Source organism: Kaistella jeonii (assembly GCF_000812865.1).
Classification (GTDB): domain Bacteria; phylum Bacteroidota; class Bacteroidia; order Flavobacteriales; family Weeksellaceae; genus Kaistella; species Kaistella jeonii.
In genome coordinates this window covers 78675-104475 of sequence record NZ_JSYL01000007.1, presented here as the reverse complement: position 1 = coordinate 104475, position 25801 = coordinate 78675, and the positions used below count along the sequence as shown (strand labels likewise).

The following is a 25801-nucleotide window of genomic DNA, read 5'->3' as shown; positions in this document are numbered from 1 at the left end:
CAATATGGAGGAATGCTGTAGTACAGAATCTAAAAAACAACCCACTCATTCGGAACATGAAGGTCACGATCACGATCACGATCATTCTCACGAAACGGGAGATCAAACGACTTTCCAGCTTTTTCTTCCGGCCATCATCTCTTTTATCCTTTTACTTCTCGGAATTGTTTTCGATTACTGGCTAGAACCCAAATGGTTTTCCGGCTGGATCCGCCTCGTTTGGTATCTTATCGCTTATATTCCGGTCGGAATTCCGGTTTTAAAAGAAGCTTTTCAAAGTATCATTCAGGGTGATGTTTTTTCGGAGTTTTTCTTAATGGGAATCGCAACCGTGGGTGCTTTTTCGATCGGCGAATATCCGGAAGGTGTTGCAGTAATGCTTTTTTATTCCGTCGGAGAAATTTTTCAGATAATGGCAGTAACCAAAGCACGATCTAATATTAAAGCTTTGCTCGATCAAAGACCCGATGAGGTGACGGTCATCACTTCCGGCAAACCTCAAATTGTAAAAGCTGAAAAAGTAAATATTGATGAAATTATTCAACTCAAATCCGGGGAAAAATTAGGTCTTGATGGAGAATTACTTTCTGAAAAAGCCTCCTTTAATACCGCTGCATTAACGGGTGAAAGCAAACCCTCTACCAAAATAAAAGGGGAAAAAGTCTTAGCAGGAATGATCAATCTCAACACGGTAAGTCAGATCAAAGTAACCGCCGCTTACGAAGACAGCAAGTTGAGTAAGATCTTAGAAATGGTTCAGAATGCAACTTCTCAGAAAGCACCAACTGAATTATTCATCCGGAAATTCGCGAAAGTTTATACGCCGATCGTGGTTTTTCTCGCTCTCGGAATTACATTCTTACCTTACTTTATAGTAAATGATTACGTATTTCGGGACTGGCTTTACAGAGCGCTCGTTTTCCTTGTAATTTCCTGTCCTTGCGCTTTGGTGATCTCGATTCCGCTCGGTTATTTTGGAGGAATTGGTGCCGGAAGTCGGAACGGAATTTTAATTAAAGGCAGTAATTTTTTAGATCTTCTTGCTAATATCCAAAACGTGGTCATGGATAAAACCGGCACCATGACAGAAGGGGTTTTCAAAGTTCAGGAAGTTAATTTTCAACCTGGATTTAATAAAGAAGAAATTCTCCTCATGGTCAATGCTCTGGAAAGTCAAAGTACGCATCCGATCGCGACTGCTATTCATGAATTTGTGGGCGAGGTCGATCATTCTCTCGTTTTGGAAAATGTGGAAGAAATTGCTGGTCAAGGTTTAAAGGCGACCATTAAAGGAAAAGAATTGTTGGTTGGAAATTTCAAATTGCTGGATCAGTTCAACATTTTGTACGACTTAAATCACGCCAATATTGTGTATACCTTGATCGCAATTGCTTTTGATCAAAAATTTGTGGGCTACCTCACGATTGCAGATGTTATTAAGGAAGATGCTCAGTTAACCATACAAAAGTTAAAAGCTTTAGGCGTGAAAACGACCATGTTGAGTGGCGACAAAACGGCGGTGGTGAAATATGTCGCGGAACAGTTGGGGATTGCAAATGCTTTCGGAGACTTGCTTCCGGAAGATAAAGTGAATAAACTGAAAGAAATTAAAGCGCTGAATCAAAGTGTCGCTTTTGTGGGCGATGGCGTCAATGATGCGCCGGTTGTAGCCTTGAGCGATGTTGGAATTGCAATGGGCGGTCTCGGAAGTGATGCCACGATAGAAACTGCAGATATCGTTATTCAGGATGATAAACCGAGCAAAATCCCAATGGCGATCAATATTGGGAAGCAGACGAAAAAGATTGTGTGGCAGAATATCAGTTTGGCATTTGCAGTAAAAGCCGTCGTCTTAGTTCTCGGTGCAGGTGGTTTAGCAACCATGTGGGAAGCCGTTTTTGCAGATGTCGGAGTCGCAATGCTTGCAATTTTAAATGCAGTCCGAATTCAGAGAATGACTTTTTGATCTTCTAGAATTTTTCCTCTTTAATTATTGATGTATTCATTGTTGTGGATCGTTGGGTGAAGTTTAAGAATTCAATTCCCTAACTCGACTAATTTAAATGTTAAGAGAAGTTAACTTGAACTGATCCATGTTCAAATAATATCTTATTCTCTAAATTTGTAGGATCAAAAAAATAATTGAAATGAATTTAAAAGGAAAAAGCGCCATTGTTACTGGTGGTGGAAGAGGTCTTGGAAAAGCCGTGGCTTTGATCTTAGCGAAAGAAGGAGTTAATATAGGGATTACCGGAAGAAATGAGGAAAATTTAAAAACGACGGTTGAAGAATTGAAAGGTTTAGGCGTTCAGGCTTCTTATGCAATTTTCAGTATGGATGAAGAAACTTCAGTGCAAAAAGGAATCGCAGATCTAGCAAAAGATTTGGGTGGAGTAGATATTCTCATCAACAATGCCGGAATCGGTAACTTCGGAAGTATTGAAGAAATGCCGTCTGAAACTTGGGAGCAAGTCATAAAGACGAATTTGTTTGGCGTTTATTATGCAGCAAAAGCAGTTTATCCATTTTTGAAAGAAAGAGGAGCCGGAGATATTGTAAACGTGGCTTCAACTGCAGGTTTAAAAGGTGGACCAAATATGTCGGCATATGCAGCTTCAAAAGCAGCGGTCGTTTCGTTATCACAATCGATGATGGCAGAATGGAGAAAAGAAAACATCCGCGTCATTACTTTAACACCAAGTACGATCGCTTCTGATATGTCGATTCAGGGCGGACTTACAGACGGAAATCCAGACACCGTTTTACAACCAGAAGATTTCGCAGAATGGGTAAGAGATATTTTAAAAATGAACAGAAGAGTATTAATTGCGAATGGTTCTATTTTTTCAACGAATCCATAAATTTCATTCCTGTGAAATACTCAAATACAATAAATATTATTATAGTAGCAACAATAGCAAGTTTTGCCTGCTTTTGTTGTTTATCGTTTAAAACGTTCATGATGCAAGCAGAAACTCAAATAATCGCGCACCGAGGATATTGGCAAACGGAGCCTCCAACAGCAAAAAATTCGCTTCAAGCTTTAGAAAATGCTCAGAAATTAAATATTTATGGGACAGAGTTCGATGTTCGAATGTCAAAAGACGGCGTGCTGGTCATCAAGCACGATGAGAATCATGGCACCATGAAAATTTCGGAAACTAATTTTGATGATCTGGAAAAACAGAAATTAGAAAATGGCGAGAACATTCCAACTTTAAAAAACTATTTAGAAAAAGGGAAAAAGAATCCAACTTTAAAACTGATTATAGAGTTAAAGCCAATTAAGTCGGAAACAAAGGAAGATGATTTGGTTCGTAAAACAATTCAAACGGTCAAGGAACTGAAATTGGAATCACAAACCGAATTTATTTCCTTCAGTTTAAATATTTGTGAACAGATCAAAAAATTAGAGCCAACTTTTAAAGTACACTATCTGAAAGGAGATCTTTCTCCTTTAGAAATAAAAGAAAAAAAACTTGATGGTTTAGATTACGATTATTCTGTTTTTCTGAAACATCCTACTTGGATTTCACAGGCGAAAACTTTAGGATTAATAACCAATTCCTGGACAGTTAACGATGTTGAAATATTCGAAAAGCTAAAAAAACAAGGAATTGATTTTATCACCACTGATATTCCTGATCAATTGATGAATAGGTAAAAAGAATTTCATTCAATCAACCTCAACTTAATATTTTTCATAACGGATTTTAGTGAAATTTCTTTGCGACCGTAATTTTTCAGAAGTAAGATGATTTAAAACTTTGCGTCTTCGCGAGAAAATGCCCAAAATTACTTGTTACAAAATCATGCTCAACTGCACTCTTTTCCGCTCTTCATCAATCTCTACAACTCTTACCTGAACATCTTGATGCAGTTTCACCACTTCATTCACATCCGACACAAAACCTTCTTTCAGTTGGGAAATATGAACCAATCCGCTTTCTTTAATTCCGACATCTACGAAACAGCCAAACGCTGTGATGTTGTTTATAATTCCGGGAAGAATCATTCCGGTTTTTAAATTCTTAATGGATTTTACATTCGGATCGAATTCAAAAACTTTAGCTGCTTTTCTTGGATCTAAACCAGGTTTTTCCAGTTCTTTCAAAATATCCTTAATTCCTAAAATACCAACAGTTTCGGTAATATATTTTTCAGGATCGATCGTTTTAATCTGCTCTTTATTCGCGATGAGGTCGTTCGTTTTAATTCCTAAATCTTTCGCCATTTTTTCTACAATTGAATATGCTTCCGGATGAACGGCAGAATTATCCAAAGGATTTTTACCATTTGTAATTCTAATAAATGCTGCGGCTTGTTGATAAGCTTTTTCACCCAATCTTGGAACTTTCTTTAATTGTTTGCGGTCTTCAAAAGCGCCATTTTCGGTGCGGTAATTCACTATGTTTTCTGCCATCTTTTCTCCAATTCCCGAAACATAGCTAAGTAGTGATTTACTCGCTGTATTCAAATTAATTCCAACCGAATTTACACATTTCATCACCGTAGAATCGAGTTCGTTTTTCAATTGCGTTTGATCTACATCGTGTTGATATTGTCCGACACCAATAGATTTTGCATCAATCTTCACCAATTCAGCCAACGGATCGGAAAGTCTTCTTCCAATAGAAATCGCTCCACGAACCGTTACATCAAAAGTCGGGAATTCATCTCTCGCAATTTTACTCGCAGAATAAACCGATGCTCCAGCTTCTGAAACCACAAAAACTTGCGGCGGCTTATCGAAAGCAATTTTCTTAATAAAGAATTCAGTTTCGCGACTCGCCGTTCCGTTTCCAATCGAGATCGCTTCAATATTAAACGAGTTCACGAGCGACCGAATTTTTTTCATCGCCATTCCCGTTTCATTTTGCGGTGCGTGTGGATAAATGGTTTCGTTGTGCAGCAAATCACCTTTTTCATCCAGACAAACTATTTTACAACCGCTTTTAAATCCTGGATCGATGGCCAAAATCCGTTTTTCACCCAAAGGAGAATCGAGGAGGAGTTGGCGCAAATTTTCAGAAAATATTTCAATGGCTTTTTGATCGGCTTTTTCTTTCGCTTCCTGTAAAGCTTCATTGGAAATGGCAGGTTCCAGCAATCTTTTATAAGAATCTTTGATGGCCAAAGCAATTTGATCTGCACATTCATTATTCGATTTAATGAGGGCATTTTCTATAAATTCCAGAGTTTCTTCCTTATCAATTCCAATATTGGTTTTTACGAAACCTTCCGTTTCTGCGCGCAACATTGCCAATAATCGGTGCGACGGAATTCTGTTCAAACTTTCTTCCCATTCGAAATATTGCGAAAATTTTTGAGCAGCTTCTTCCTCTTTTTTAGCTTTTACAACTTTGGAAGTGATGATGGCTTTTCGCTGAAACAATCGCCGCAAAATTTTCCGGACGTACATATTTTCATTGATCCATTCTGCCATAATATCTCTCGCACCTTGCAAAGCTTCTTCCTCAGAGGAAACTTCATCGTTCAAATATTTTGAAGCTAAAGAATTTACATCATTAGAATTTTGACTCATAATCATTCTTGCCAAAGGTTCTAATCCTTTTTCTTTCGCAGCATCGGCTTTTGTTTTTCGTTTTTTCTTGAAAGGCAAATACAGATCTTCGAGTTCCTGAAGATCAAAACTTTCATTAATTCTCCTCTTCAAATCTGGACTTAAAGCATCCTGTTCTTCAATCGATTTTAAAATGCTTTCTTTCCTTTTGACGATTTCCACAAACTGTTTGTTGAGTTTGAAAATTCCTTCAATTTGAACTTCATCCAGATTTCCCGTCATGTCTTTTCGATATCTGGAGATAAATGGAATAGTACAATCTTCCGACAACAATTTCAATGTAGCTTTGATGCTGTTGTCAGATAATTGGAGGGATTTTTTAATATAATCAATGGAATTCATATTGCATTTTTAGATGCGCTAAAATAAGAAGTTTAAGAGGAATTGAAAGGATTGTTTCAAGAAATTAAAAGTCTTAATTTAAATCGCATAAACCTGAATTTCTTTAAAATAAATTTCAAAATAGTCACATAGATAAAATAAATGAACGTTCATTCTTTTTTATTGTACCTTTGTAGAGTTAAAAAAAAGAATAAGATGAAAGTAATATTTTGGGTGATCATAAGTATATTTTTAGCAGGTTTAATGATGGTTTCAGGAGTGTATCACTTGTTGAATCCTGAATTTTACGTTCCTATCGTACCTTCCTATTTTCATTTTCCGCTGGCAATCGTTTATCTTTCGGGAATTGTGGAGCTGCTTTTAGGCATCGTCACTTTATTCTTGAATCAAAAATATACGAAGTACGGCTTGTTCGGAATTTTCGTTCTGATGTTGATTTTCCTGCCGCTTCATATTTCAGATGCTTTAAAAGATCAACCCGCTATCGGAAGTCATACCGTTGCTAATGTTCGATTGTTTTTTCAATTTGTATTGATCTGGCTTTCCTGGAAATCCTACCAATTTACTTCACTGGCAAGAATCGAATCAAGATGAAGAAAGAAAAAATATCCGACAAGAGAACTGCGCTTTTGAACGCAACCTTGACTTTGGTGAATAATCATGGTTTTCACAATGCGCCGATGTCTAAAATTGCACAACTCGCAGGTGTCGCTCCAGCTACGATTTATCTATATTTCGAAAATAAACAGGATCTCGTCAACAAGTTGTATTTAGAGGTTAAGGAAGATTTTAGCAATTGTGCTTTCCAAGGTTACACCGAGGATTTATCAGTAAAAAAAGGTTTTGAACTCATCTGGTTTAACATCGCTAATTACAAACTCAATCAAATTAAAGAAGCCAACTTCTTATCGCAATGTGATAACAGTCCAATGATCGAAGAGGAGATTCGGGTAGAAGGATTGAAAAATTTACAGCCTTTATTAAATCTTTGGGAAAGAGGAAAAAAAGAAGGAATTATAAAACCTCTTTCCGACTTTGTTTTGTACGCTTTTACCGTTTATCCGCTCTCTTTTTTATTAGGAATGCAGGAAAGGGAAATTTTTACTTTAAGTGAAGAAGCAAAAGCGGAGACTTTTAAAGCAGCTTGGGACGCGATTAAAATGTAAATTATTTTTCAAAATATTAATTCTTTAAAAATTAAAAAATTCAACACAATGAATAAAACAATAGTACTAAACAGTCGTCCAGTTGGGAAACCTCAACTTTCTGATTTTAAATTGGTGGAGGAAGAAATGCCTGTCGTGAAAGAAAGTGAAGTTCTTTTGAAAACAAAATTTGTTTCCGTAGATCCTTATTTGAGGGGAAGAATGAGTGATGCAAAATCTTATGTTCCGCCTTTTGAACTTCAAAAAGCAATGAGTTCTGGAGTCTTAGCAGAAGTTACAGAATCGCAAAATGAAAAATTCAAAAAAGGAGATTTCGTATCTGGAATGTTGAACTGGAAAGAATTTCAAACTTCAAAAGGAGAAAACCTTTTGAAAATAGATGATCAAACTGCACCACTTTCTAACTATCTCGGTGTTTTGGGAATGACCGGATTAACGGCTTATTTCGGATTAACAGAAATTGGAAAACCTCAAAAAGGAGAAACGATTGTAGTTTCCGGAGCAGCTGGAGCGGTCGGAAGCATCGTTGGTCAGATCGGAAAAATATTAGGTTGCAGAGTTATTGGAATCGCCGGAACAGACGAAAAAGTAGAAATGCTAAAATCTAAATTTGGTTTTGATGAAGCCATCAATTATAAAACAACGACGGACATGACCAAAGCGATTGCAGAAGTTTGTCCGGATGGAGTTGATGTTTATTTTGACAATGTTGGTGGAACAATTTCCGACAGCGTTCATGCTAATATCAACAGAATGGGAAGAATTATTGTGTGTGGTGCGATTTCGGCTTACAACGATACTTCAGTTCCGCAAGGTCCAAGAGTTGAACATTTCTTAATTCGGAAATCTGCTTTGATGCAAGGTTTCATCGTAGGAAATTATGCGGAAAAGTTTCCGGAAGGAATGAAACATTTATCCCAATGGTTATCCGAAGGAAAATTGACTTATTCAGAAACCATCGTGGAAGGTTTTGAAAATATTCCACAAGCTTTCATGGACCTTTTTGAAGGGAAGAATGAAGGAAAAATGATCGTAAAAATATAAAACAGTAAAATAAATAATATGAACAATTTTAAATACAGAAATCCAACAAAAATATTGTTTGGTAAAGGTCAAATAGAAAATCTCTCCACCGAAATTCCGGCAAACTCCAAAATATTAATGCTTTACGGTGGTGGAAGCATTATGAAAAATGGAATTTACGATCAGGTGAAAAAAGCACTTTCAGGCTATGAAGTTGTAGAATTTGGTGGTATTCCTGCAAACCCGGAATACAGCGTTTTACTAAAAGCTTTAAAAGTAATAAAAGACGAAAAGATCACTTACCTTTTGGCAGTTGGTGGCGGTTCTGTAATCGACGGAACTAAATTTTTATCAGCTGCAGCTTTATACGAAGGCGAAACGCCGTGGGATTTATTGACCAATAAAAAACCCGTAACAGAAGGAATGCCTTTCGCAACGGTATTAACGCTTCCTGCAACCGGTTCCGAAATGAATTCTGGATCCGTAATTACGAGAGCAGAAACAAAAGAAAAATTAGCTTTTGGCGGACCGGGAATGTTCCCGCAATTTTCTGTCCTTGATCCGGAAGTAGTAAAATCGATTCCTCAACGTCAGTTGGCAAACGGAATTGCAGATGCTTTCACGCACGTGATGGAACAATATATGACGTATCCGATCGGTGCAAAATTACAGGATCGTTTCGCGGAAAGTATCATGCAGACTTTGGTTGAAACGGCTCCGGAAATTATGAAAGATCCTTCAGATTATGAAGCGGCGTCTGATTTTATGTGGAGTTGTACCATGGCTTTGAACGGATTAATTCAACAAGGAGTTCCGGGAGATTGGGCAGTTCATTCCATGGGACACGAATTGACCGCTCTTTATGGAATTGATCACGCCAGAACTTTGGCCATTTTAGCCGGAAATCATTACCGATATAATTTCGAAACCAAGAAAGAAAAATTAGCACAATACGCAGAAAGAGTTTGGAACATTACAGAAGGTACTTTAGAGGAAAAAGCCCACGCTGGAATTGACAAAACAGACGAATTCTTTAAATCTTTAGGAATTGATATTAAATTATCAGACTACACCAAAGACTATTCTGAAACCGGAAGTACCGTTGCAAAACGCTTTACCGAAAGAGGTTGGGAAGGATTGGGCGAACATAAATCTTTGAAACCTTCTGACGCTCAGAAAATTATCGAAATGAGTTATTAAGAAAGAGATAAGGCAAGTTTTAACTTAAAATTGACCAAAGCCTTTGCTAAGTTTAATCCTTTGCGGCCTTTCGAAAACAGCATCTTTGTTAGAAAATCTTCGCGCGCTTTGCGTTAAAAATTGAAATATGAAACAGAGAGCAGAATTTAAATTAACTATTAAAAAAAATATATTATGAAAATATTATTTGTCTTAACATCACACGATCAATTAGGAAACACTGGCGAAAAAACCGGATTCTGGATTGAAGAATTTGCGAGTCCTTATTATTATTTAGTAGATAAAGGAGTTGAGGTTACTTTAGCTTCTCCAGCAGGCGGTCAACCACCAATTGATCCCACAAGTGACAAACCGGAAAATCAAACTGAATCAACGAAAAGATTTAAAGCTGATAAAGATTTACAGGAAAAATTAAGCAAAACACACCAACTTTCTGAAGTTTCAGCAACAGATTACGATGCTGTATTTTATCCGGGAGGTCATGGACCACTTTGGGATTTGGCAGAAAGCGAAACTTCCGCAAAATTGATTGAAAGTTTTTACAACTCCAATAAACCTGTTTCTTTTGTTTGTCATGCTCCTGCAGCGTTGAAACATGTGAAAAACAAGGACGGAGAACCATTGGTAAAAGGAAAGAAAGTTACCGGATTTACAAATACGGAAGAAGCTTTGGTGAAATTAACCGATGTTGTTCCATTCTTGGTGGAAGATATGTTGAAGGAGAATGGTGGAATCTACAGCAAAGCAGGTGATTTCGAACCTTACGCTTTAGAAGATGGTTTATTGATCACGGGACAAAATCCAGCTTCCTCTGAAAAAGTAGCTGAAATGTTATTGGCTAAACTTCAAAAATAAAATAGACTTCGGTTCTATTGATTAATTAAAATGTTTCAAAGTGAGTTTTCGCTTTGGAGCATTTCTTTTTAATATTGATACTTGTTTTTTGTGGTGATTACGAAGAAACATTGCGTTCTTTGCTCAAAATCTATATCCCAAACTTTCGACGAGATGAAATAATCTTTTCCTACTTTAGTACCAACCTAAAAATAATTTTTTGTGAACTCCAAAATCCTTATCATCGACGACGAATTAAAACTTCTCAAACTCCTCGGAATGATTGTTTCCAATGAAGGCTACGAAGTTTTTCAGGCTTCAACCGCGCGTTCCGGAATGAATATGTTGTCGAACAATGATATCGATTTGGTTTTGTGTGATGTTAAACTTCCGGATGCTTTTGGAGTTGATTTGGTTCGGGAAATTAAAACCAAATATCCACACCTCGAAATTATTTTGATGACCGCTTACGGAAACATTCCCGATGGCGTCCAAGCCATGAGAAACGGCGCATATGATTACATTGTGAAAGGAGATGACAACGAAAAAATTATTCCGCTCGTTGCCAAAGCTTTGGAAAAAGTAAAAGATAATCGCAAAAATATTCAGCAGGAAAAAGTGAATTCAAAAAGCGATTTTTCAACGATTATCGGGAAATCTCAAAGTTTTTTGTATTCGAAAATGCTCGCAGAAAAAGTTTCAAATACGGATACAGCCGTACTTTTAACAGGAGAAACCGGAACTGGAAAAGAAGTTTTTGCCAACGCAATTCACCACGAAAGTTCGCGGAAAAAAGGAAATTTCATGGCGATCAACTGTTCGGCTTTCGGAAAAGATGTTTTGGAAAGTGAATTGTTCGGACATAAAAAAGGTGCATTTACGGGTGCTGTTTCCGACAAAAAAGGTTTGATTGAGGAAGCCCAAAATGGAACTTTATTCTTAGATGAAATCGGAGAAATGCCTTTAGAACTGCAATCGAAAATGTTACGCGTTTTAGAAAGTGGGGAGTTTATCAAAATGGGTGATACCAAAATCTCTAATTCTAATTTTCGTTTGATCGCAGCTACAAATCGGGATTTGAAAGAAGAAAGTCGTCTCGGGAATTTTCGGGAAGATCTTTATTTCCGTTTAAATGTTTTCGAAATTCATCTTCCGCCTTTGCGGGAAAGAAAAGCTGATATTCGGGAATTGACAAACTTCTACATCGCTCAATTTTCGACGAAGATGAACCTTAAAAATATCATCATTAATGAAAATTTCTATAATAAACTAGAAAATAATTCCTGGAAAGGAAATATCCGTGAGTTAAAAAACACGCTCGAAAGAAGTCTGATTTTAATTGAAAACAACCAACTTTCTGCCGAAAATTTACCCACTTCAGAAAGTGGAAATTCGTTCGCCATGTCTTCCGTAGAAAAAGATCATATCTTAAAAGTTTTGAATTACACGAAAGGAAATAAAGCCGAAGCAGCGCGCCTTCTCGACATCGGCATTGCAACTTTATACCGCAAACTCGAGGAATATCAAATGAAATAAATAGAAATCTTTTGTCATTCTGAACAAAACAATGTACAATGAAGGATCTCTTTTTGAGATGCTTCGTTCCTCTTATGATAATTTCCGTTTTAAATTCCGATTGCTTTCTTACTGCTGAAAAATTTTAAAAAGAAACTTTTCGCCGTTGCTAAGTGAAACGCCTTTGCGCCCTTAATTTCTTCACAATGTTTTCAGCAATTCAGAAAAACCTTTGTGTTCTTTGCGTTTAAAAATCCCGCGCAATTCCATCTCATATTCACCTAAATAACTTCTCAATTTGAGAATCAAGCCTATCAAAATGATAGGCTTTTTTCATGTTTCTAATTTCAAAAAATCACCAGAAACTCTTTGTAGTAAGTCCATGCAAGGCTTTTAAAAAGTTGCGGACTACCATTTGTAAATCTTCTGGCATATTAAAATATAAAGCAATGATCAATTGGAGATTAAAATATTATAGAAAACTAAGATCCTGGCATTTACTCGCCGCTTTCTTTGGTCTCATTATTTTTGTCGGAATCACTTACAGAATCTTTAATCCTTAAAAATTTATAACAATGTTGACCCTCATTTTACTGGCTCTCGGAATTGGAATCTTTTTCCTCCTCGCCAAATCTATTAACTTTTTTGATAAAATTTAAACCTATGTGGACCTTATTTATCCTTTCACTCGCAGCATTTGGCTACATCTGCTACGTGCTCATCAAACCCGAAAAATTTTAAATTAAAACGAAATGAATATAGAATTACTAGGACTTGTCCTCATGTTCGTTGTCACCTTGATTTTAGCAATACCACTCGGGAAATATATCGCTAAAGTTTACGGACACGAAAAAACATTTTTGGATTTTATTTTTGATCCAATAGAAAGATTATTTTTCCGTCTTTCAGGTTTGAATCCGCTGACTGGCTGGAACTGGAAACAAAATATGATGGCTTTATTGGCAATCAATTTTTTGTGGTTTTTACTTGGATTGTTTGTTTTCATGAACCAAAGTTGGTTGCCTTTGAATCCAGATAATAATCCAAGTATGACCGCCGATCTGGCTTTCAATACGACTATTTCCTTTTTAGTGAACTGTAATTTGCAGCATTACTCCGGGGAATCTGGCGTAAGTTATTTGGGTCAGTTGTATTTAATGTTTCTTCAGTTTACCACAGCTGCAACAGGAATGGCCGCAGTTGCCCACGTTTTTGTCGCCTTCAAGGAAAAAACAACTGAAAATTTGGGAAACTTCTTTGATTTCTTCGTAAGATCTATTACAAGAATTTTAATACCACTTTCAATAGTAGTTGGTTTTATTTTATTGGTGAACGGAACTCCGATGACTTTCAACGGTAAAGACAAAATTACCAATATGGAAGGGAAAAGTATCGATGTTTCAACCGGTCCGGTTGCGGCTTTTGTACCGATCAAACATTTAGGAACGAACGGTGGTGGATTTTTTGGAACCAACTCCGCACATCCTTTAGAAAATCCGACCTACATTACCAATTTTACGGAGATGGTTTCACAAATGTTGATTCCTTTCGCTTTGGTTTTTGCATTCGGATATTTTATTAAAAGACGAAAATTAAGCTGGACCATTTTTGCCGTCATGTCAATTGGATTTTTATCCTTAATGGCCATGAATGTCGCCTTTGAAAATGCCGGAAATCCTGCTGTGCAGGAAATGGGTGCTAATATTTCCTTAGGGAATATGGAAGGAAAGGAAATTCGGTTTGGTTCCTCTGCTTCGGCTTACTGGAGCGTTGCAACCACCGTTATTTCTACTGGTTCTGTGAATTCTATGCACGACAGTTATATGCCACTTTCTGGAATGAATATGTTGCTCGCAATGATGATCAACTGTTTTTACGGTGGAGTTGGAGTCGGAATTCTAAATTATCTCGTTTTCATTATTCTCGCGGTTTTTATCAGTGGATTAATGGTGGGAAGAACACCGGAATTTTTAGGAAAGAAGATTGAAGCCAAAGAAATGAAGATTGCCATGATGATCGCACTTCTACATCCGCTTTTAATTCTCGCAGGAACGGCTTTAACGGCTTATCAACCGCAATTTGGAACGGCGACTTTGAATAATCCGTCCTTCCATGGGTTCAGCGAAATGCTTTATGAATTTACTTCTTCCTCTGCGAATAACGGTTCCGGTTTCGAAGGATTAGGTGATAATACGCAATGGTGGAATATCGCAACAGGAATCGTTTTGATTCTCTCCAGATTTCTGCCCATTATCGGTCCGGTTGCGATCGCAGGATTACTGGCTCAGAAAAAATACATCCCGGAAAGTGCCGGAACTTTAAAAACAGATACGCCGACTTTTGGTTTAATGACTTTGGGCGTGATATTATTGATCGCAGCACTGGCTTTCTTCCCGGCTTTAACACTGGGACCGATCGCAGAATATTTGACTTCGATCACCAAATAATTTTTGATAATTAAATAATGAAAACAAATAATACACAAAATCTTTTTCAAAAAGATTTAGTAAATGAAGCGCTGAAACAGGCTTTGGTAAAACTGGATCCCCGCGTGATGATCAAAAACCCAATTATGTTTTTGGTAGAAGTGGGAACGGTTGTGATGCTCGTTGTTTCCATCTGGACGTTGATGGGAGAAAAAAGTCAGGGAAGTTTCGGTTATAATTTTACCATATTTATTACGCTCTTTCTAACGGTTTTATTCGCAAATTTTGCGGAAGCCATCGCGGAAGCCCGTGGAAAAGCACAAGCAGATACTTTAAGAAAAACCAGAGAAGAAACTCCGGCTAAATTAATTTTAGAAAATAAACGAGGATTTGAAGTTGAAACCGTTCAGAAAATGTCTGCACAAATGCAACTCGGTGATATTTTCCTTTGCGTTGCGGGAGATCAAATTCCGATGGATGGCGAAATTATTGAGGGCTTAGCGACCATTGACGAAAGTGCCATCACAGGAGAAAGTGCTCCGGTAATTCGGGAAGCAGGTGGAGATAAATCTTCAGTTACAGGTGGAACAAAAGTTCTTTCCGACCGAATTAAAGTAAAAGTTAACACCAAACCCGGGGAAAGTTTTTTAGATAAAATGATCGCTCTGGTTGAAGGAGCAAGTCGACAAAAAACGCCTAACGAAATTGCTTTAACAATTTTATTGGCCGGATTTACTTTGGTATTTATCATCGTAACGGTTACCTTAAAACCTTTCGCAGATTATTCTCAAACTCCGATTACAATTGCAGCTTTTATTTCTCTTTTTGTTTGTCTGATTCCAACCACAATTGGTGGGTTACTTTCAGCCATCGGAATTGCAGGAATGGACAGAGCTTTGCGTGCAAACGTGATCACAAAATCTGGAAAAGCCGTAGAAACTGCGGGTGACATTGATGTTTTACTTTTAGATAAAACGGGAACAATTACCATTGGAAATAGAAAAGCGACTAATTTTTATCCATCAAATGGAGTAGTGGAAACAGACTTCATTAGATCTGCAGCCTTAAGTTCTTTGGCAGATGAAACTCCGGAGGGAAAATCAATTCTGGAACTCGCTGCTTTACAACCCGAAAACCTCATTATTGAAAATGCAAGTTTTATCGAATTCACCGCGGAAACCAGAAGTTCCGGAGTTGATTTCGCCGACACGAGAATACGGAAAGGTGCTTATGATTCCATTAAAAATATGACGGAAAAAGCCGGCAATTCTTTTCCTCCTGAAACGAAAGAAGCCGTGGAAAAAATATCTAATAACGGCGGAACTCCATTGGTAGTATTGGAAAACGATAAAGTGATCGGCGTTATTGAACTTCAGGATATTATCAAAACCGGCATGAACGAACGTTTCCAGAGGTTGCGTAAAATGGGTGTAAAAACCGTGATGGTAACCGGAGATAATCCTTTAACTGCAAAATTTATCGCCGAAAAAGCTGGAGTTGATGATTTTATTGCCGAAGCCAAACCGGAAGATAAAATGAACTACATCAAACGCGAACAGGAAAGCGGAAAACTCGTCGCCATGATGGGTGATGGAACGAATGATGCACCGGCTTTGGCGCAAGCAGATGTTGGTGTCGCGATGAACAGTGGAACTCAGGCTGCAAAAGAAGCCGGAAATATGGTCGATTTAGATAATGATCCAACCAAATTAATTGAGATCGTAGAGATCGGGAAACAACTTTTAATGACGCGCGGAACTTTGACAACGTTCTCCATCGCCAATGATGTAGCGAAATATTTCGCCATTATTCCAGCCTTGTTTATCACCTTTATTCCGGCCCTGCAATTTTTAAATATCATGAATTTGCACAGTCCACAAAGCGCCATTTTATCAGCGGTCATCTTCAATGCGATCATTATTCCGTTCCTCATTCCACTGGCTTTGAAAGGCGTAGAATACAAACCGATCGGTGCAAGTGCGTTGTTACGAAGAAACCTTTTGATCTACGGTTTGGGCGGAATTATCGTTCCATTTATCGGAATAAAATTGATCGATTTGGTCGTGACGTTCTTTATGTAAAAGTTTTTTATGGCAGACATTTGACTTCGTCGAAAAGCCTAATTTAATTTTTTTGGGCAGCTTTTTCCGCCTTCCATTCCCGCTTTTTTGCTCCTCGTTCCTCGTCACACAAAGAGCTTCATTCAAGTCGGGCTGCAATAATCGCTTGTTTCAAAACCCAGCTTTTAATAAAAAAATCAGTCAATTAATATAATTTTAATCTTAAAATAATGAAAAAATATATCGTACCAGCTTTAGTACTTACTTTAGGAATGGTAGTAGTAATCGGTGTTTACACGTTTATCGTCTTCGGTTTCGGAAAAATAATTCCAAACAAAGGACTTGCGGATCAAATTACCGTGAAAGGTCAGAAACAATATGCCAACATTGGACAACAGTTTACGCTTCCGCAATATTTTCACGGTCGACCATCGGTGGTCAATTACAATGCTGCCGGAAGTGGCGCAAGCAATAAAGGACCGAACAATCCCGAATATCTGGAAATGGTTCAAAAAAGAATTGATACTTTAAAAATGCAGAATCCGACCATGACTGAAGTAAAGATCCCAGTAGATTTAATTACCGCAAGTGGAAGCGGATTAGATCCAAATATTTCTGTTCAGGCAGCAGAATTCCAAATCGATAGAGTAGCCAAAGCCAGAAAAATCACTGCGGATAAGGTGAAAGAGTTGATCGCACAAAACTCAGCAGATGAAAATATAATCTTCTTTGCGCCTCAAAAAGTAAATGTGCTGAAATTAAACGCCTCGCTGGATCAACTGAAATAACCAATTTCCAGAAATAAGATCTTCAAACCGCAAAAGTAGCAAAAGACCGGATGGAAAGTGATCTGCAGAAGCAAGCAACATTTTATAATTGTTAAGATTCCCATCGATATGCGAACTTTTGACAGCAAAACAAAATCGGCCTTTTCTATCTTTTGTGGTTAAAGATTTTTAGACAAAATCTTGAGTTTCAAAATGTAACTCTTTAAAAAAAACAATACAATTTCATACCCTTTTTCAACAATGAAAAAATTAATTATATCAGCTTCAATATTGGCTTTTGGAATTTTCAATGCGCAGGAACAAACAGAATCAGCCGCTCCAAAAGTCACTTTTTCCGGTTATGCCGAAATTTTTTACTCCTACGATTTTAATCAGCCCGATAAGCATATTCGCCAACCTTTTCTTTATACCTACAACCGTCACAACGAGTTCAATTTGAATTTAGGATTGGTAAAAGCGAATTACACGACAGAAAACATGCGCGCCAATTTAGCTTTGATGGCAGGAACCTATCCGCAAGATAATATGTCTGCAGAACAGGATTTATTGAAACATGTCAGTGAAGCAAATATCGGATTCAAGATTTCTAAAAAGAAAAACATCTGGATCGATGCCGGAATTATGCCTTCTCACATCGGATGGGAAAGTGCCATCGGAAAAGATAATTTGACATTAACAAGAAGTATTGCTGCGGAAAATTCGCCTTATTTTGAAACGGGTGCAAAAATTTCTTATACCTCCGATAATGGTAAATTTTTCCTGAGTGGCTTGGTTTTAAACGGTTGGCAAAGAATTGCTCGTCCGGAAGGAAATCAAACGCTGGCTTTCGGACATCAGATCAGTTACAAATTCTCGGATAATTTTAGTTTGAACAGCAGTTCATTTGTTGGAAATGATAAACCAACCGTTGATAAAAAAATGCGTTATTTCCACGATCTTTACGCAAATTTTAATCTTGGAACAAAATGGTCCGGAATTGCAGGTTTTGACGCTGGAGCAGAACAAAATGCAAAAGGAAGTGAGAAATATAATTTATGGTATTCTCCCAATCTATTGCTGAGATATGCGATCACAGATCACACGAAAATCGGCGGTCGTGTTGAATATTTTAATGACGAAAAAGGCGTAATCATCGGAACTACAACACCAAATGGATTCCAAACTTTTGGATATTCCCTGAACATCGATCATGAAATTCAGAAAAATATTTTATGGCGAACCGAAGCGCGCGGATTTTCTTCAAAAGATGCTATCTTTATAAAAGATAATTTGCCTGAAAGCACGAATTTCTTTATTACAACAAGTCTTTCTGCCTGGTTTTGAAACTGAAAAAACTGCAGCTCAAATATAACAGTAACCAATCAGCCATGTCTTCAGCAGAACATTTTCTCGAACTCATTCAACGCTCCAAACGCGGTAAATTCAAGATTTATATCGGAATGAGCGCCGGTGTGGGAAAAACCTACAGAATGTTGCAGGAAGCGCATTCTTTGCTGAAACATGGTATTGATATTAAAATCGGCTACATCGAGCCACATCTTCGCGCAGAGACGATTGCTTTGGTGGATGGAATTCCTGCCATTCCAAGAAAATCTATTTTCTATAAAGGAAAATATTTAGAGGAAATGGATGTTCAGGCGATCATCAATGATCATCCTGACATTGTAATTGTTGATGAACTGGCGCATACGAATGTAGAAGGAAGCTCCAATAAAAAAAGATGGCAGGATGTCCTTGAAATATTGGAAGCCGGAATTAATGTTATCAGCGCCGTCAACATTCAACACATCGAAAGTCTGAACGAAAGTGTAAAAAATATCATCGGAATTGAAGTCACAGAAAGAGTTCCGGATAAAATTCTGGCACTTGCAGATGAGGTTGTGAATATCGATCTAACCGCAGATGAACTCATTTCGCGGTTGAAAGAAGGGAAAATTTATCCGGCAGACAAAATTCAAACCTCGCTCAATAATTTTTTTAAAAGTGATCATATTCTACAACTTCGAGAATTGGCTTTGAAAGAAGTCGCGACGCATGTAGAGAAAAAGGTAGAAACTGAAGTCACGAAATCGGTTAATACGCGTCCGGAAAAATTTTTAGCCTGCATCAGTAGCAACGAAAAAACTGCAAAAGCCGTGATTCGAAAAACCGCGCGTTTGGCGAGTTATTACAACAGTCGATGGACCGTTTTGTATGTTCAGTTACCCAAAGAAAATCCGGATAAAATTGCTTTAGATAAACAGAGATATCTCATCCACAATTTAAATTTTGCGCAGGAAATGGGAGCTCAGGTGGTGAAAAAAAATGGAAATTATATTTCAGATACGATCTTAGAATATGTGCAGGAAAATAAAATCACCACCGTTTGTGTCGGGAAACCACATCTCAATTTCTTTCAGCAATTCTTTCGACTCAACTGGTTTCATAACTTTGTGAATAAAATGATGAACGAAAAAGTAGATATCATCATTCTGTCGTAATTTTGCGGGCGTGTTGATATCAGCGTTTTTAATAAATGACCTCTTTCAATTAATTTTTCTAAAATGAAAATTAAAACAAAACTGACCCTCGGTGTCGGACTTTTATTCCTGATGATCGTTTTGCTCTCCGTCATCAGTGCATTGAACATTTATAAGCAAAAATCTGACACAGAAAAAATTCTGATCGCCAATTATAACTCTTTGGAATATTCTAAAAATATGATGCTGGCTTTGGATAAGATCGAGACAGACAGCACGCAGACGTCGATCTTTAAAAATAATTTAGCTTTAGAAAGTAAGAATTTAACAGAACCCGGCGAGAACGATTCTTACCAGAGTTTACTAAGCCATTTCCAGAATTTTCAGCAATCTCCGAATCTGGAAAGTGAAAAACTCATCAGAAATGACTTGGTAGAAATTATGCGGCTGAATATGAGCGCCATTGTTCAGAAAAGTGATACCGCTATCGCAACGTCCCAAACCGCCATCACCTGGGTGATTTCTTTGGGAAGTGTCTGCTTTTTAATTGCTTTTACTTTACTTTTTAATTTGCCCGGAAATATCGCCCGTCCAATCCGTGAACTGACAGAAAGTATCAAACAAATTGCGAATAAAAATTACCACGAACGCGTTCATTTTGAAGGCAGCGCTGAGTTTGAGGATCTGGCAAACTCTTTTAATTCCATGGCGGAAAAACTGGAAGAGTATCAAAGCAGCAATCTATCCAAGCAACTATTAGACAAAAAACGGGTCGAAACTTTGATCGCGAATATGCATGATCCTGTGATCGGTTTAGACGAAAATAATTTTATCAATTTCATTAATGAAGAAGCGCTGAAAATTTCCGGGTTGGTTAAGGAGGATATTTTTCGAAAATCAGCCTCCGAAGTTGCGGTTAATAACGACTTGTTGCGGGAACTTTTGCGCAATGCTTCTATGAATGACAAAACTGATTTCCCGATCAAGATTTTCGCAGACAATAAAGAAAGTTATTTTGAGCAGGAAATTATTCCCATCAATATTATTCCTACAGGTGAAACTGAAAAAAAAGAAGCTGGGAAAGTTATTTTATTAAGAAATGTTACGGCTTACAAAGAACTTGATTTCGCGAAAACAAATTTTATCGCTACCGTTTCGCATGAATTAAAAACTCCGATCTCCTCCATGAAAATGGGAACGCAATTGTTGAAAAATGAAAAATTTGGAACTTTAAACGAGCAACAAAAAGAACTCTTGAAAAGTATCGAAGAGGATGGCGAAAGACTACTCAATATCACAGGAGAACTGCTCAATTTATCTCAGGCTGAAAGTGGAAATATCCGTCTGAACATTAGAGATTGCAACGTTGCCAACTTAGTGAAAAATGCTTTGTCAAATAACTTGGTCATCGCGGAAAATAAAGAGATCGAATTGATTTCAGACATTCAAACAGAAGAAGTTCAAAACGTACAAGCTGACTTTGACAAAACGGTTTGGGTTCTCAATAATTTTTTGACCAATGCCATCAAACATTCTGAGATCGGCCAAAAAATAATTCTTTCTACAAAATCCGAGAATGGTAAAGTCAAATTTTCTGTGCAGGATTTCGGGAAAGGAATCGACGAAAAGTATCTATCAAAAGTCTTTGACCGCTATTTTCAAGTTCCGGAAGAACACCAGAACGGAACCGGTTTGGGTTTAGCGATCAGCAAAAATTTCATCGAGAAACAAGGCGGCGAGATCGGTGTAGAAAGTACTTTGAATGAAGGAAGTACTTTCTGGATGATTTTGTAAAAGCTCCGAAAGATTTCTATTTCCGATTCTTTTTCATAAAATCAGTCGTTTCTTTAAATCGATCACTTCCAGACCAAAGATATTGCAACACCATCGGAATATGACCTTTATTCAGGATGATCGGTTTCACATCTGGCTGAAATTCATTTAGCTTTTTCAGGAAATGTTCATTAGCAGTCTTAATCGACTGATAAGTTTTCGTTCCCACATAAATTAAAAATGGCGGCGAATTTTTATCCAGAAAATTAATGGGAGAGGCTTGATACCAGTTTTTCGGGTCATTACTCCAGGTTGCCAAATAATCGTCTTGCGAAGTCGGCGAATTTCTTTCCAGATAATCCTTCATATCAATTCCGGCGCCGTCATTTAAAATAATTCCCGCGATTGATTGTTCATCAATACCAAACTTCGGATTTAAAACTGCAGAAGCTACGAGTTGCGCACCCGCAGAATGTCCCGTCACAAAGAGATTTTTTGCGTCTCCGTTGTATTTTGAAATATTATTTTGAACCCATTTTACAGCAGATGCAATTTCCGTCGTCATTTCATCAACATTTGCTTTCGGACTCAAAGTATAAGAAGGAATCACCGTGATCACGTCTTTTTTTGCAAAGTTTCGCCCGAAAAAACCATATTGATCTTTATTACCACTGTTCCAGTTTCCGCCATGAACGAATAGTAGAACTGGTAACTTTTTATTTTCAGAATTTTTCGGGACAAAAATATTGAGTTTTAAATCTTCTTTTTTTGCAGATTGCCCGTACACCACATCTTTGTATTTTCTAGATTGACAGCTCATAAAAAGTAGAGATCCAAGCATGATATAAATTAATTTTTGCATGTTTAAAAATACGAGATTTTGATGAATTGGGTTTTGATAATGTCAAAACTAATTTTTATTGTAAAAACGCTAAATTAGTTTTTTATTAAATGAACATCTGAGAATATAAATTTTAGAGAAAAAGATGTAAAAATTAATTTTGAAAACCAGTATGATTAAAAGTTTTAAAAATTTAAGTGTATTGTTCATATTATGTTTTTTCGCAGGTTGTAGTGATAATAATGAGCGAAAAGAAATAGGTGAAAATATTATTAATGACAATGCAGATTTGTTTGTTTCTAATTTATATACGATTTCTCCTGAAAATACTCAGATATTCCTCATTAAAAAAGTTAGTGGTGGTGATTTTATTGATGAACATTGTGATTCTATTGTAGAAATGGAAGGCTTAAATTTGGTTGAAAATTGTAAAAAAGAACTTTATGAATTTTTAAACAAAGAAGGTTTTGATATCAACGAAAATACCAAATATGTAAGCTTTGACCTTGAAAAATTTCCAAGCAAAAGAACGGTGAAATTAATAGTAGATGAACAAGAAATTAGAGAAAAAGAGTATATAGAAGTAAGTTTTTCAAATTTTTATATTGACAATAAATTAGAAAAGGGATTTGTAATTGTTCGTGAGTCAAATCTTAGTAACGGTAGATATGGCGGGAAGGTTGAGATCTACTTTTTTGAAAATAAAGGAAATCGCTGGAAACTCTATAAAAACGAAATGTTACTAACGGCGTAATTTATATCTTTTGCAAATAAAAAAAAGCTGCGAGAAATTCGCAGCTTTTAATTGATAAGATAAGTTTTCTTAATGTTCTTCCTGACCATCAACGCCATGAGCGTGACCATGATCTAGCTCTTCTGCCGTCGCTGGACGGGTTGACTCAACTTCCAGATCGAAATGTAAAGTTTTCCCTGCCATTGGATGGTTAAGATCGGCGATAACCGCTTCTGGAGTCACTTCTAAAACGATTGCGTTCAAGTGATTTCCTTCAGGATCCTGTAAAGGTAAAATCGCTCCAACTGGCGGAATTCCCGATTCTTCAAACATTGAGATCGGTAATTCTGTTTTTGCATTCTCATCTTTGTCGCCATATCCTTCTTCCGGAACGATGGTAAAAGATTTTTTGTCTCCTGCAACCATTCCTTGAAGATGTTCTTCAAATTTTGGCAACATCATTCCAACACCATATAAAAAAGTGAAAGGATTTTCAGCATCTGTTTTTTCGATGAACGTTTTTTCACCATTGTCTTCGATTGCGTGAAGCGTGTATTGTAAAGCTACAACGTGATTTTTGTCTATTTTCATGAGGTTAATGTTAGCGGGGATTTCTAAATCCCTTTATTAAAGATCTATTTTAAAGACTAACTTTCAGTTTAATCTTATTCAGGTGCAAAGGTAATAATTTTGATTAAATTGGATTTTAAAACCAGAAAAGTCACAAAAGTGGTTTATTCTAAAGTGTGATCGAAGTTCAAATAAGATTTACAGTATTTAATTTCCGCAGAAAATCTTAATAATCTTAACATCTTATTTAAATCTTAATGGTAAAATTTTACGATCTATTTTCAAATGATGTTTAAAATTTATCAAGAAGGGCCTCGTTTTAATCAGTTTTCAATTCTACAGTAAAATTATCAGTCAAACGCAAAATTCCTTCAGTTAAACTTTCTGGATGTTCTGTAAATCCTTTCAGTTTAGAAGATTTTCCCTTGATCATCAGATCCTGAATCTGTTTCTCAGTCAATTTTTTCCCAAACATTTGAAATGGGACTTTAAATCCGCAACCTTTAAAATTAGAACAACCGATGGCAGTTTTTCCTTTCATCAGCTTGCTTTCTTTACATTTCGGACATTGTTCTTCTTCCCAAATAATCGTCGTAATTTTTCTTGGGGTTGGCTCTTTCTTTTCTTTCGTTTGAATTTCTTCCTGAATGGAAATCACTTTCGCTTTTTCGTTGATGACATTTCGGGTTAAATTCGTCACCATCGTGATCAACTCTTCTTTAAATTGAGAAGCATCATATTCGCCACGCTCGATTTTTCTGAGTTTAAATTCCCATTCTCCCGTTAATTCAGGACTTTTTAGCAATTCATCCTGAATCGTATCAATCAATTGAACGCCGGTTGAAGTCGCCAAAATATTTTTTTTCTTACGCTCAATATAATTTCTTTTGAAAAGTGTTTCGATAATGTTTGCTCGTGTTGAAGGTCTTCCAATCCCGTTATTTTTCATCATCTCCCGCAATTCTTCATCATCGACTTGTTTACCTGCAGTTTCCATAGCGCGAAGTAAAGTTGCTTCCGTATACGGTTTTGGCGGACTGGTTTTCCCCTGATGAATTATAGGTTTGTGTGGACCTTTTTCGCCTGCTTTAAATTCGGGAATCGTCTGTTCCTCGTCTTTTTCCTTTTTTTCGGGCTCTTCTTTTTTGTCTTTTACATAAACTTCGCGCCATCCTAATTCTAAAATCTGACGTCCCGAAGTTTTAAAAGGAATCGTTCCAACCTGACCTTCTACCAAAGTATTAGAAATTTTACATTCCGGATAGAAAACGGCGATAAATCTTTTCGCGATAAGATCATAAATTAATTTCTCTTCTCGGCTTAAGCTTGAAGAAGGCGGAATTTCTGTCGGAATGATCGCGTGGTGATCGGTTACTTTCGCATCATCAAAAACCGTTTTAGATTTAGGAATGGGCTGAGACAGAAGTGGTGCAGTAAATTCCCGGTAAAAATTCATGCTTTGAAGAATTCCTGCGATTTTCGGATGCAAACTTTCGGAAAGATAAGTCGTATCAACTCTTGGATAAGTCGTGTGTTTTTTCTCGTATAAACTTTGAATGTATTTCAAAGTATTCTCTGCAGAATAACCATATTTTTTATTTGCTTCAACTTGTAAAGCCGTCAAATCAAAGAGTCTGGGATTTTTTTCTTTTCCTTCTTTAATTTCAAAGGAGACAATTTCGAAAAGGTTTTGTTTTAAATATTCCAGACCTTTTTCAGCTTTTTCCCTCGTTTTTAAACGGTCGATCGCCGCAGTGAAAAGAACATCGCGATAAGTGGTTTTCAGTTCCCAGTATTCTTCGGTGTCAAAAGCATCGATTTCTTTTTGTCGTTGAACGATCATCGCTAAAGTTGGCGTTTGAACGCGACCGATAGAAAGTACGGTTTTATTTCCGCCAAATTTTTTGGTGAATAAGCGCGTCGCATTAATTCCTAAAAGCCAGTCGCCAATTGCTCGAGCGTTTCCCGCGAGATAAAGATTTTGATAATCCTCTGCAGGTTTCAAATTGGCAAAACCTTCTTTAATAGCTTCTTCAGTCAAAGAAGAAATCCAAAGTCTTTTTGTAGGTCTTTTACATTTCGCTTTGTGCAAAACCCAACGTTGAATTACTTCTCCTTCTTGCCCGGCATCGCCACAATTAATGACTTCCTCGCAATCGGCAACTAATTTTTCTATAATTTTAAATTGCCTTTCAACACCAGGATTTGAAATGAGTTTAATCCCAAAAGGATCTGGAATAATGGGAAGAAAAATAAGGTTCCAGGATTTAAGATGCGGACTGTAATCATGCGGTTCTTTGAGTGTACAAAAATGTCCAAAAGTCCATGTTACCCAATAACCGTTACCTTCGAAATAGCCTTGTTTTGGCATGTCTGCGCCTAAAACTTTGGCAATATCTCGCGCAACACTTGGCTTTTCAGCGATACATAATTTCATAGTTCAAACTTCATTTTCTAGACGTGCTACAAATTTGAGTAAATTTTTTC

21 protein-coding genes are annotated in these 25801 nt (G+C 37.0%); 17 read left to right on the top strand and 4 right to left on the bottom strand.

What is annotated here, in order from left to right; all coding sequences use genetic code 11:
- Positions 1 to 4: 4 nt before the first annotated feature.
- The 3 genes from OA86_RS10645 to OA86_RS10635 all read left to right on the top strand — a co-directional run bounded on the left by OA86_RS10645 (position 5) and on the right by OA86_RS10635 (position 3664).
- Entirely contained in the window at positions 5 to 1966 is a 1962-nt protein-coding gene (locus tag OA86_RS10645) for a heavy metal translocating P-type ATPase (protein WP_039352796.1), read from the top strand.
- 181 nt (positions 1967 to 2147) lie between these two features.
- Positions 2148 to 2861 (top strand): 3-ketoacyl-ACP reductase, encoded by a 714-nt coding sequence (locus OA86_RS10640; RefSeq protein WP_039352793.1) that lies wholly within the window; start codon positions 2148 to 2150, stop codon positions 2859 to 2861.
- A 98-nt stretch (positions 2862 to 2959) separates the two neighbouring features.
- Complete coding sequence (locus tag OA86_RS10635; protein ID WP_082017322.1) at positions 2960 to 3664, top strand: glycerophosphodiester phosphodiesterase family protein; 705 nt, start codon at positions 2960 to 2962, stop codon at positions 3662 to 3664.
- A 138-nt stretch (positions 3665 to 3802) separates the two neighbouring features.
- Here OA86_RS10635 and OA86_RS10630 read toward each other — a convergent pair whose 3' ends face one another.
- Positions 3803 to 5926: a Tex family protein gene (locus tag OA86_RS10630; protein WP_039352791.1), complete on the bottom strand. Its 2124-nt coding sequence runs from the start codon at positions 5924 to 5926 to the stop codon at positions 3803 to 3805.
- Positions 5927 to 6121: 195 nt separating this feature from the next.
- Here OA86_RS10630 and OA86_RS10625 point away from each other — a divergent pair, with 195 nt between their 5' ends.
- The 13 genes from OA86_RS10625 (at position 6122) to OA86_RS10570 (ending at position 21191) form a co-directional block, all read left to right on the top strand.
- Positions 6122 to 6520 carry a DoxX family protein gene (locus OA86_RS10625; protein WP_039352789.1) on the top strand — a complete coding sequence of 133 codons (399 nt, stop codon included), beginning with the start codon at positions 6122 to 6124 and terminating at the stop codon, positions 6518 to 6520.
- A complete protein-coding gene (locus OA86_RS10620) occupies positions 6517 to 7092 on the top strand; it encodes a TetR/AcrR family transcriptional regulator (RefSeq protein ID WP_039352787.1) in 576 nt (191 codons plus the stop codon). The genes OA86_RS10625 and OA86_RS10620 overlap by 4 nt, the downstream gene beginning before the upstream one ends.
- A gap of 48 nt (positions 7093 to 7140) precedes the next feature.
- Positions 7141 to 8136, top strand: a complete 996-nt coding sequence (locus OA86_RS10615) for an NADP-dependent oxidoreductase (RefSeq protein WP_039352786.1) — start codon at positions 7141 to 7143, stop codon at positions 8134 to 8136.
- A gap of 18 nt (positions 8137 to 8154) precedes the next feature.
- Positions 8155 to 9315: an iron-containing alcohol dehydrogenase gene (locus OA86_RS10610; protein ID WP_039352784.1), complete on the top strand. Its 1161-nt coding sequence runs from the start codon at positions 8155 to 8157 to the stop codon at positions 9313 to 9315.
- Positions 9316 to 9489: 174 nt separating this feature from the next.
- Positions 9490 to 10170: a type 1 glutamine amidotransferase domain-containing protein gene (locus OA86_RS10605; protein ID WP_039352782.1), complete on the top strand. Its 681-nt coding sequence runs from the start codon at positions 9490 to 9492 to the stop codon at positions 10168 to 10170.
- 201 nt (positions 10171 to 10371) lie between these two features.
- Complete coding sequence (locus OA86_RS10600) at positions 10372 to 11685, top strand: sigma-54-dependent transcriptional regulator (RefSeq protein ID WP_039352780.1); 1314 nt, start codon at positions 10372 to 10374, stop codon at positions 11683 to 11685.
- A 642-nt stretch (positions 11686 to 12327) separates the two neighbouring features.
- A complete protein-coding gene (locus tag OA86_RS16180; RefSeq protein ID WP_126340520.1) occupies positions 12328 to 12405 on the top strand; it encodes a potassium-transporting ATPase subunit F in 78 nt (25 codons plus the stop codon).
- 11 nt (positions 12406 to 12416) lie between these two features.
- Positions 12417 to 14111, top strand: a complete 1695-nt coding sequence (gene kdpA / locus OA86_RS10595; protein ID WP_039352778.1) for a potassium-transporting ATPase subunit KdpA — start codon at positions 12417 to 12419, stop codon at positions 14109 to 14111.
- Between the two features lie 17 nt (positions 14112 to 14128).
- Positions 14129 to 16171 carry a potassium-transporting ATPase subunit KdpB gene (kdpB, locus tag OA86_RS10590; protein WP_039352776.1) on the top strand — a complete coding sequence of 681 codons (2043 nt, stop codon included), beginning with the start codon at positions 14129 to 14131 and terminating at the stop codon, positions 16169 to 16171.
- A 209-nt stretch (positions 16172 to 16380) separates the two neighbouring features.
- A complete protein-coding gene (gene kdpC, locus OA86_RS10585) occupies positions 16381 to 16938 on the top strand; it encodes a K(+)-transporting ATPase subunit C (RefSeq protein WP_039352773.1) in 558 nt (185 codons plus the stop codon).
- Between the two features lie 240 nt (positions 16939 to 17178).
- Positions 17179 to 18261: a porin gene (locus tag OA86_RS10580; RefSeq protein ID WP_039352770.1), complete on the top strand. Its 1083-nt coding sequence runs from the start codon at positions 17179 to 17181 to the stop codon at positions 18259 to 18261.
- Between the two features lie 44 nt (positions 18262 to 18305).
- Entirely contained in the window at positions 18306 to 19418 is a 1113-nt protein-coding gene (locus OA86_RS10575; protein ID WP_039353097.1) for a histidine kinase, read from the top strand.
- 63 nt (positions 19419 to 19481) lie between these two features.
- A complete protein-coding gene (locus tag OA86_RS10570; RefSeq protein ID WP_039352767.1) occupies positions 19482 to 21191 on the top strand; it encodes an ATP-binding protein in 1710 nt (569 codons plus the stop codon).
- Positions 21192 to 21207: 16 nt separating this feature from the next.
- Here OA86_RS10570 and OA86_RS10565 read toward each other — a convergent pair whose 3' ends face one another.
- Positions 21208 to 22032 (bottom strand): alpha/beta hydrolase, encoded by an 825-nt coding sequence (locus OA86_RS10565; protein WP_039352764.1) that lies wholly within the window; start codon positions 22030 to 22032, stop codon positions 21208 to 21210.
- Positions 22033 to 22171: 139 nt separating this feature from the next.
- Here OA86_RS10565 and OA86_RS10560 point away from each other — a divergent pair, with 139 nt between their 5' ends.
- Entirely contained in the window at positions 22172 to 22765 is a 594-nt protein-coding gene (locus OA86_RS10560; RefSeq protein ID WP_126340444.1) for a hypothetical protein, read from the top strand.
- A 69-nt stretch (positions 22766 to 22834) separates the two neighbouring features.
- On the opposite strand, the gene OA86_RS10555 is transcribed toward OA86_RS10560, so the two are convergent.
- Positions 22835 to 23335 carry an FKBP-type peptidyl-prolyl cis-trans isomerase gene (locus OA86_RS10555; protein WP_039352759.1) on the bottom strand — a complete coding sequence of 167 codons (501 nt, stop codon included), beginning with the start codon at positions 23333 to 23335 and terminating at the stop codon, positions 22835 to 22837.
- A 298-nt stretch (positions 23336 to 23633) separates the two neighbouring features.
- Positions 23634 to 25751: a type IA DNA topoisomerase gene (locus OA86_RS10550; protein WP_039352756.1), complete on the bottom strand. Its 2118-nt coding sequence runs from the start codon at positions 25749 to 25751 to the stop codon at positions 23634 to 23636.
- Positions 25752 to 25801 lie beyond the last annotated feature (50 nt).

Bases quoted from the DNA above. Each gene is read 5' to 3' on its own strand.
- OA86_RS10575 (WP_039353097.1), top strand. From the start codon at position 18,306: ATGTCTTCAGCAGAACATTTTCTCGAACTCATTCAACGCTCCAAACGC.
- kdpB (WP_039352776.1), top strand. From the start codon at position 14,129: ATGAAAACAAATAATACACAAAATCTTTTTCAAAAAGATTTAGTAAAT.
- OA86_RS10570 (WP_039352767.1), top strand. From the start codon at position 19,482: ATGAAAATTAAAACAAAACTGACCCTCGGTGTCGGACTTTTATTCCTG.
- OA86_RS16180 (WP_126340520.1), top strand. From the start codon at position 12,328: ATGTGGACCTTATTTATCCTTTCACTCGCAGCATTTGGCTACATCTGC.
- OA86_RS10555 (WP_039352759.1), bottom strand. From the start codon at position 23,335: ATGAAAATAGACAAAAATCACGTTGTAGCTTTACAATACACGCTTCAC.
- OA86_RS10640 (WP_039352793.1), top strand. From the start codon at position 2,148: ATGAATTTAAAAGGAAAAAGCGCCATTGTTACTGGTGGTGGAAGAGGT.
- kdpC (WP_039352773.1), top strand. From the start codon at position 16,381: ATGAAAAAATATATCGTACCAGCTTTAGTACTTACTTTAGGAATGGTA.
- OA86_RS10630 (WP_039352791.1), bottom strand. From the start codon at position 5,926: ATGAATTCCATTGATTATATTAAAAAATCCCTCCAATTATCTGACAAC.
- OA86_RS10565 (WP_039352764.1), bottom strand. From the start codon at position 22,032: ATGCAAAAATTAATTTATATCATGCTTGGATCTCTACTTTTTATGAGC.
- kdpA (WP_039352778.1), top strand. From the start codon at position 12,417: ATGAATATAGAATTACTAGGACTTGTCCTCATGTTCGTTGTCACCTTG.
- OA86_RS10605 (WP_039352782.1), top strand. From the start codon at position 9,490: ATGAAAATATTATTTGTCTTAACATCACACGATCAATTAGGAAACACT.
- OA86_RS10615 (WP_039352786.1), top strand. From the start codon at position 7,141: ATGAATAAAACAATAGTACTAAACAGTCGTCCAGTTGGGAAACCTCAA.
- OA86_RS10580 (WP_039352770.1), top strand. From the start codon at position 17,179: ATGAAAAAATTAATTATATCAGCTTCAATATTGGCTTTTGGAATTTTC.
- OA86_RS10550 (WP_039352756.1), bottom strand. From the start codon at position 25,751: ATGAAATTATGTATCGCTGAAAAGCCAAGTGTTGCGCGAGATATTGCC.
- OA86_RS10635 (WP_082017322.1), top strand. From the start codon at position 2,960: ATGATGCAAGCAGAAACTCAAATAATCGCGCACCGAGGATATTGGCAA.
- OA86_RS10620 (WP_039352787.1), top strand. From the start codon at position 6,517: ATGAAGAAAGAAAAAATATCCGACAAGAGAACTGCGCTTTTGAACGCA.
- OA86_RS10610 (WP_039352784.1), top strand. From the start codon at position 8,155: ATGAACAATTTTAAATACAGAAATCCAACAAAAATATTGTTTGGTAAA.
- OA86_RS10625 (WP_039352789.1), top strand. From the start codon at position 6,122: ATGAAAGTAATATTTTGGGTGATCATAAGTATATTTTTAGCAGGTTTA.
- OA86_RS10645 (WP_039352796.1), top strand. From the start codon at position 5: ATGGAGGAATGCTGTAGTACAGAATCTAAAAAACAACCCACTCATTCG.